The 7426-nt window shown below is 55.6% G+C and carries 8 protein-coding genes and 1 pseudogene; 7 read left to right on the top strand and 2 right to left on the bottom strand.

What is annotated here, in order from left to right:
* From AOZ53_RS34755 to AOZ53_RS19230, 7 genes and pseudogenes are all read left to right on the top strand, one after another.
* Positions 1-191 (top strand): annotated as a pseudogene (locus tag AOZ53_RS34755) (hypothetical protein); the annotation flags it as partial.
* A gap of 97 nt (positions 192-288) precedes the next feature.
* On the top strand, positions 289-696 hold the full coding sequence (locus AOZ53_RS19215; protein WP_020927960.1) for a carboxymuconolactone decarboxylase family protein: 408 nt from the start codon (positions 289-291) through the stop codon (positions 694-696).
* A gap of 9 nt (positions 697-705) precedes the next feature.
* Positions 706-1314, top strand: a complete 609-nt coding sequence (locus AOZ53_RS19220; RefSeq protein ID WP_054431221.1) for an LON peptidase substrate-binding domain-containing protein — start codon at positions 706-708, stop codon at positions 1312-1314.
* Between the two features lie 36 nt (positions 1315-1350).
* Positions 1351-2175, top strand: a complete 825-nt coding sequence (locus tag AOZ53_RS19225) for a ParB N-terminal domain-containing protein (RefSeq protein WP_054488927.1) — start codon at positions 1351-1353, stop codon at positions 2173-2175.
* A gap of 164 nt (positions 2176-2339) precedes the next feature.
* Positions 2340-2990: a hypothetical protein gene (locus AOZ53_RS33540; RefSeq protein WP_082385683.1), complete on the top strand. Its 651-nt coding sequence runs from the start codon at positions 2340-2342 to the stop codon at positions 2988-2990.
* A 113-nt stretch (positions 2991-3103) separates the two neighbouring features.
* Positions 3104-3679, top strand: a complete 576-nt coding sequence (locus tag AOZ53_RS33545; RefSeq protein ID WP_082385681.1) for a hypothetical protein — start codon at positions 3104-3106, stop codon at positions 3677-3679.
* A 414-nt stretch (positions 3680-4093) separates the two neighbouring features.
* Positions 4094-5188, top strand: coding sequence for a DUF3800 domain-containing protein (locus AOZ53_RS19230; protein WP_197286501.1), 1095 nt, complete (start codon positions 4094-4096; stop codon positions 5186-5188).
* 841 nt (positions 5189-6029) lie between these two features.
* Here the strand turns inward: AOZ53_RS19230 and AOZ53_RS34245 are convergent.
* Together AOZ53_RS34245 and AOZ53_RS19235 are read right to left on the bottom strand one after the other, a co-directional pair.
* Positions 6030-6326, bottom strand: a complete 297-nt coding sequence (locus AOZ53_RS34245) for a hypothetical protein (protein WP_156333436.1) — start codon at positions 6324-6326, stop codon at positions 6030-6032.
* A 43-nt stretch (positions 6327-6369) separates the two neighbouring features.
* Entirely contained in the window at positions 6370-6699 is a 330-nt protein-coding gene (locus AOZ53_RS19235) for a hypothetical protein (RefSeq protein WP_156333437.1), read from the bottom strand.
* Between the last annotated feature and the right edge of the window lie 727 nt (positions 6700-7426).

Below are 7426 nucleotides of genomic sequence, written 5' to 3' on the forward strand. Positions count from 1 at the left end.
TGCCCGTCACCATCCTGCCCGCCCCGGCGCCGCCTTCACGCGCCGATGTCGGCAATTTCGGCCAGCTGGTCGGCTACAACCCCGCCGCGGCGGTCCACACCTATACCGCATTGCTGATGCCGGACCCAGGCAAGGAACTGAAAATCGGCAAATACTCGACCCAGGTGCTCGTCAGGGTGACCTATTACTGAACGCCCCGCGCCTTGAACCGCGCCGGGCTTTCCAGTTCAATGGGACATTGCGCGGGCGGCACGCCGCCGCCCGGCCCCTTACCCGTTGGAGTGGCATATGGCTACGGTGCATCTGCTGTCGGATGAAGAAGCGCGCAAGATCCCCGAGGCGTGGGCGGTGTTCGAAGACATCCGCGCCACCCGCAAGTCCGATTTCGTCAATAACTTCTGGCGCGCCCTGGCCAACGACCCGCCCCAGCTCAAGCGCGTCTGGGAACAGCTCAAACAGGTCATGATGGCCGACGGCGAAATCCCGCCCCTGGTGCGCGAGATGATCTACATCGCGGTATCGACGGCCAACGGCTGCAGCTACTGCATCCATTCCCACACCGCCGCCGCCCGCGCCAAGGGCATGACCGACGGCCAGCACGCCGAACTGCTCGCCGTCATCGGCATGGCCGCCCAGACCAACGCGCTGGTCACCGCCATGCAGGTGCCCGTCGACGACGCCTTCACCGTGAAATAGGGCGCCGCCATGGCGACCATTCCGCTGTTCCCGCTGTCGAACGCGCTGTTCCCCGCCGGCGTGCTGCACCTGCGCATCTTCGAGGTGCGCTACCTGGACATGATCCGCCGCTGCATCGCCGACGGCACCGAGTTCGGCGTGGTCGCGCTGCTGTCCGGCAACGAAGTCCGCTCGCCCGAAGGCCAGGAAACCCTGGCCGACACCGGCACCCTGGCCCGCATCGACGCCTGGGACGCGCCCATGCCCGCCTTGCTGCAGCTGCGCTGCGTGGGGACGAGCCGCTTTCGCCTGGTCTCCAGCCAACTGGCAAAATACGGTCTTTGGATGGGCGAAACCGAGCCCATCGACGATGACCCGCCGTTACCCGTGCCAGCGCCGCTGCAACCCTGCGCCGACGCCCTGGGCCGCCTGGTGGCCCAATGGCAGCAGGAAGGCGTGCCCGCCGACCGCATGCCGGTGGCGCCGCCGTACCGCCTGGATGAATGCGCCTGGGTGGCCGACCGCTGGTGTGAACTGCTGCCGCTGCCGGCGGCGGAGAAGGTCCGGCTGCTGGCGCTGACGGATCCCCGCGTTCGCCTCGAAGCCGTGCGCATCGCGCTGGAAGGGCCGCAGGCCTAGCCAGCGGCAGGCGGCGCTTGAATTTTTTTGGACACCATGGATATCAGGATTGACGAAGGCCTGCGCGCCTATATTGACCCCTTGACCGACGACGAGCGCGAGGCGCTTGAACGCAGCCTGCTGGCCGAAGGCTGCCGCGACGCGCTGGTGCTGTGGGGCGACCTGCTGATCGACGGCCACAACCGCTACGCGCTGTGCAGGAAGCACGGCATTCCGTTCGAGACCAGGCAGAACACCTCGTTCAAGTCGATGGACGATGTGCACCTGTGGATGATCGAGAACCACCTGGGCCGGCGCAGCGTGTCGGATTTCCAGCGCGGGGTGCTGGCGCTGCGCAAGAAGGAGATCCTGCAATCGCGCAGCGTGCCGCCGTGGGAAGACGACGGCAGCACCCCGCCGCCGGAACCGCCGCCCATCCCGCCGGCCGCTGCATTCAGCCGGCAAGCGTTGGCGCGTGAAGCGCGCATCAGCAGCAATACGCTGGGGCAGATCGAGCGGATTCAAAAGGCCGCCGCGCCGGAGCTGGTGCGGGCGGTGAAGGATGGGGCGATCTCCATCAACGCCGCGGCGGCGGTCGCGACCTTGCCGCAGGAGCGGCAGGCGGCGGCGGTGGCAGGGGGGCGGAAGGAATTGCAGCAGGCGGCGCGCGAAGTGCGCCAGGCCAAGGCGCCGCCGCTGAAAGAGGCGGTGCCGGATATCCCGATCGAGAATATCGCGGATTTGCCGGCGGAGGTGGCGCGGCTACGGGAGCTGCTGGCGCGGTTGACGGATGAAAGGGATCAGTTGAAGAAGAAGGTGATGCATTTGACGGTGGCGTTGGCTGAGGCGCGGAATGCGGCGGCGGGGGGAGGGGATGATTGACGGGGGCCTCCTGTCAACTCGCACAGCAGGTTGTAAAGGCTGGCGGATCTGCAGGGTGACTCAAGCTTGCCTAGACAGTCGGCCATGAGCGGCCTCGACATTGATTCCATATGGCGTGGGATCGTCTGCTAAATTGCGCTACTGCACAATATCACACGACCCTCATGACTCAGTTTGACTTATCGCTTTTATCCGATGACACCGCAGAGGTGGATATGTGGGATTGGATGGAAGTGCGCACAGAACCGCTTTCTGCTGCGGACTATCTTTCATTCGCTGCACTCGACTTGGTAGACGGGAAGACTCCCCGGCATCTGGTCAATGCTCTTTCCAATGCCAAAAAAGCTTTGCATCTACGTCTCGAGGATCTTTGCTTAGGGTTCGGTGGAGTAAATCCGAAGAGTCGTAGAACCTTCCCGGATTTGATAAGGTATATCCGCGAGTGTGGTCTCGTCGCCCCTCGAGTGCTAGATCGATTGAATGCACAGCGAAATGCGGTTGAGCACGATTACATACTACCGACTGAACCAGATGTTGAGACGTTCGTAGATGTAGCTCACTTATTTGTGGCTGCTACTGATCGATGGGTTTCAAGACGCCCATGTCAAATTAGCTGCTCGGGAATCGAGGTTACTATTAATTCAATGAAATGTAACTTGATTCAAATAACTTTTGATTGGCACCAAGGTGTGGTCGCACTTAATTTTAAGGAGTCCAAATCTATCATCAGAGCATTAAGTCAAAGAATTGAGTGCAAGTCTCCTTCTGATGATTTTTTCCAATACGTGAGATTTGCTGTTCGCCACTCGGATTAGATTTATTGGATATAAAAAATGGGTGTTGGATGCTGGCTTTCTGCTTGGATGCCAGCGAAATGGAGTATTAATTTATACGTTAATGTTGTGCAATGCGCTAAGCGAGGTTTTTGATGAGGGATGCTACCGACCAATGGGAGCGATTTTTGGATCCTGATGTAGTCAGGCCATCTCTTTTCTTGGCGACTATGTTTATTGCCGCGTTTGAAATCCTTCAGGATTCTATCGTAGACGATCTTCGTGACTTCTATACTAGTGATTTTGATGAGCATGGGCCCACTGTCGGTTCCGAATATCAATCTAATGTATTGTCAAAAAACAAAAGCCCACTTTACGCATCGCTTCATTGGTTGCGAGGCAGTAACGTCATAGACGATGAAGATTTAGCAACTTTCGAGCAACTGAAGAAAACTCGAAATTTACTTGCTCACGAGCTCTTCGGCGTAGTTACGGGACAAATTGAGTCTTCGCATGAGGTTCAATTTAATGCCCTTGTGGCACTATTGAGAAAAATTGGTACCTGGTGGATAGTTAATGTGGAGATACCGACCAACCCGGATTTCGACGGGAAAGAGGTCGATGAAGAGGGCATTGTTCCCGGCACAGTCCTGACACTTCAAATGCTTATTGAGGTGGCTTCGGGAAACACTGAGTTGCTCGAGACTTGGCGTAAAACGCGCGAAAAATAGAGGGCAGGGGATAATTTTTTCGCCAAAAATATATCAAACTACGATTTCGCACTATCTAGATAGCGAAATCTTAGCCTGACACCTTTTCCCGTGAAGCTCGAACATTCCGCGAATGGCAATGCCGACTTCGGGGCAGTTCACAGCCTCCCATGGCATGTTGATCAGTATGGTCAGGCTCAAGTAGTGAAAGATTGAAGAGCGCCTACGTGACTGGTGCTCAGAAGGCACAGCAGGCCGCTATGCAGACGATTGGTTGGTTCCCGACATTTCCGCACTCACCTTGCGCAGCTCCTGAGCAAATACTTGTGCCTCTGGGAAATGGGCTCCAGCTTTGCGCTGAACATGGGTGTATCTTCAGACCCTATCACCATTGCCGATATTTATTATTAGCAACACATGAGCACGAGGGTGAGCATGGATTTCTACATAGACGAGAGCGGCAATACGGGCGACTTGGCACGAACAGGCCCAACCCTTGATTTCGGCGGGCAGGCTGTTTTCAGCTTGGCCGCAGTCGGCCTTGAGGATGAAGAATCTCTCACAGAAGAACTGGCGGCACTAAGGAGGAGGCACAACGTTCAGGCAACCGAACTCAAACTCAGCAAGATTTTGAAGCGCAAGCCTGCTTTTGCTTTGGATGCGGTTGAACTTCTGGTCAAGAACGATTTCCCATTCTTCGTTGAAATCGTAGACAAGAAATACCTGCTCGCGGTGAGCATCACCAACGGGTTCATCTGGCCTCCTTACTTCAACACGGAAGAATCACAAAAGACCGTGTGGCTTAAGAACATCTTTGCAGACTATCTCTATCACCAGCTGTCGAATGAAGTCTTCTTTGCCTTTGTTCAGTGCATGAACTCTCCGTCCAATGAGAACACGGCCGCATACTTTGACCTTCTCAAGGAATTTGTCAGTCAAGGCTCTCACGACGTAGCCAAATGCATCGTGTCTCAGGTCGACGAAAGTAAGGACGACTTTCGCATCATGATCGAACGGGAAGGTGATAGAGCTCACCGGCGTTTCCTCCCCATTCCAGACATAGGCAAGCGCGAACAGGAGGTCTGGTTGCTTCCTAATTACTCTTCTTTTACCAACATCTATGCTCGCATGAATTTATTTATTTCGGGCAAGTTGCAAGGCACCCGCATCTTTCATGATGAGCAGATGCATTTCGATGAAATTATTGCCGCTGCTAAATCTCAAGCTGAGAAAGCCAGCATCAGCTTTAGTAAGTTCAAACCACCCTACTCCAATTATAACTTCAAGCAAATTTCGGATCTGTTTTTCAAGGCGTCACCTGAAAGCACTGGAGTGCAATTGGCAGATATCGTCGCTGGTCTGTGCATGCGGTGGTATCAGGCTCATCTCAAGAATGAAGATGACACTGACGTACTTGACCGACCCGCAGACGTTCTCCTTCACCACGTCAATCCAGACAGAGGAGTAGGTATCAATGTTGTAGGACCGCACCACATGGCAGAAAAATTATTCGGAGTTGGCGGATACTAATTCTTCCCCGCTAGATACGGACTGGTGGTGCCTGGATTATCACAACATCTCACCAAAATAATTGAAACCGTCGTCTCGCTATTTGCAGGGCAAGCGCCGATAGCAACTTTCGTGATTGGCCGCTTCCGGCCAGCTTCGGTCATCTGTCATTGCGAGAAAGCTGTCATTCGAATAACCTGGCTCCACAGAAAGCGACTATATTATTCAAGATCGCAAAGTTGCCCGTCTGAACTGCCCGAAAGCTCATTTAAATTTGATGTGAGACGCGGTAGGAAAGCTTATTTCTGTCCAGGTTGTATAACGCCTGTTCAATATTTCGCCTAAAAATAAGATAATTTTTGGAGAGTGGGTAACGCTCGTGCAAGTCCGATGATGAAGGGAAAAGCGATTATCATGCAGCGTCTTGCCCCTGGCCGACGAGTCGTGGTCACTAGAAATTTTCCCTCCCCCCATATGCCTGTACAGGAATTTGTATGTCTGATGACGCAAAGCGAAATTATTGGAGTTCTGTATTGTTTGGTCTCGCATCAGCGATTTTGAGCGTGTCGCTTCCAATATTGTGGCCGCATATGTCGACGCTTCAAGCGACCGCTGGTAGTTTGGTTGCGGTGATGCTGGTGGTCCTTGCTGGCTTGTCTGCCTATCGCACACATCGAAGCAACAGCGGGCGAGCAGGCCTAGGTGGTGCCGGAGGCCGTGCTAGGAGCATAGGTCTCGACAATGATGTCGAAGGCGGCCGCGGCGGTAATGCGAACCGAGGTATGGGCGGCAAAGGGGGTGACGCGTCTGCAGTCGGCAGCAGATCCAAGGTACGAGGTGGAGCGGGCGGAGCCGGTGCGCGCTAAATTGGCGCAATGGGTAGCTTAGAATCGTCAGCCGGTTTTGCATAGTGTTCGAGAATTTGCCTTGCGAGGTCGACCGCAATAGCAGGCGGAAGGGTCACCGCATGAGTAAAGACGGGCATACGGTTGCCATCGGTGTCTACGATCGGGCCTTGATTTCCAAAAGCAATGCGAACCTGCTCCGGTGCTTCACGGCTAAAGTTATAAGTCGAGGCGGCGAATTCAGCCATGCCTGGGCGAAACATGGCTTCCCAGATGGCTAACGATAGATTGCCAACCTTTAACGACTTATCCATTTTGTCTCTCGGGGGTTAAATGAGTGATTTACACACCGCGATTCTAGGGGCCGGTGGCGCTGGCGGCGATGCAGAAGTGAACGGAGATGATAGCAGTGCGGAGGGTGGTGCCGGCGGGGAGGGGGGCGTCGGCGATGGCGGACGCGGTGGACACGCGCGTGTGAACGGTGACCGAAGCCAAGCTGTCGGCGGAAAGGGCGGACGCGGTGGTATTGGACCCGGACAACCTGGTATGGATGTCATCGTTGAGCAAGACGGTGTCTACAGTGAAGGGGGGCAGGGTGGAGAAGCGAATCAGCTGGATGGGCGTGGCGGCCGAGGAGGCCGGGCGCCTCATGTGAATTTTTTCTTCGGCGGAATTGATCGCGGCCACATTAAGCCGCCTTACGGACGACCCCATAATGAGCCCGGTCGTGGAGGGGATGCGCCTGATACGCCCCAATACATGGCACGTAAGTTGAGCGTCATGGCTCTGAAGGAGCGCTACATGATCGCTAAAGGTATAAGCCCTCTCGACTACGATGCAGTTTGGTACGACCGTGCGGTAGTACCGTTGGATTGGCTAAACGAGACTTTGCGTATGCGGGGGTATCGCTGGTCGGTGTCAATAGTAGATGACGAGTACGAGTTCTCTGACATTCGAAGGGAACCCTAGTCGCTGTCGAAACTAAGTGAGGAGATAGCGAATGCGGCTAGTTCGCATACCTCCAACTGCGATGGGCCCGTAATTTTTAGGCGAACGTCCGCACGGGGCGGAAGCAGCCGGTCATCAACGACTGCTCGGCCAGGGAAGTGCGCCCCAGGCCAATGCGCCTGCGAGGGAGGGGACGATTGTCGGGGCGTCGATACCTTCCTCCAGCCTCGCCTGCCGCACCCGGCAGGGCGGTGCGTTACAACACACCGTCGACTTCCCAGCCAACAGGGGCTTTGGAAAAACGGGAAGTCGTTTGGCTTTACTCAGGGCCTCGAGAAGCCTGGTGACCTGCTCCCCGTGGTTAGTACGAAATCGATGTAGAGTCCGTTCACAAAGGAACGGCAATGAAGAAACGATTCACGGAAGAACAGATCATCGGCGTGCTGAAGGAGGCCGAGGCAGGGGC

The organism is Achromobacter sp. 2789STDY5608621 (genome assembly GCF_001299375.1).
GTDB lineage: Bacteria > Pseudomonadota > Gammaproteobacteria > Burkholderiales > Burkholderiaceae_B > Achromobacter > Achromobacter insuavis.

What these genes read in the sequence shown, in the direction of transcription:
- AOZ53_RS19215 (WP_020927960.1), top strand. Translation starts at nt 289, where the DNA reads ATGGCTACGGTGCATCTGCTGTCGGATGAAGAAGCGCGCAAGATCCCC.
- AOZ53_RS19220 (WP_054431221.1), top strand. Translation starts at nt 706, where the DNA reads ATGGCGACCATTCCGCTGTTCCCGCTGTCGAACGCGCTGTTCCCCGCC.
- AOZ53_RS19225 (WP_054488927.1), top strand. Translation starts at nt 1,351, where the DNA reads ATGGATATCAGGATTGACGAAGGCCTGCGCGCCTATATTGACCCCTTG.
- AOZ53_RS33540 (WP_082385683.1), top strand. Translation starts at nt 2,340, where the DNA reads ATGACTCAGTTTGACTTATCGCTTTTATCCGATGACACCGCAGAGGTG.
- AOZ53_RS33545 (WP_082385681.1), top strand. Translation starts at nt 3,104, where the DNA reads ATGAGGGATGCTACCGACCAATGGGAGCGATTTTTGGATCCTGATGTA.
- AOZ53_RS19230 (WP_197286501.1), top strand. Translation starts at nt 4,094, where the DNA reads ATGGATTTCTACATAGACGAGAGCGGCAATACGGGCGACTTGGCACGA.
- AOZ53_RS34245 (WP_156333436.1), bottom strand. Translation starts at nt 6,326, where the DNA reads ATGGATAAGTCGTTAAAGGTTGGCAATCTATCGTTAGCCATCTGGGAA.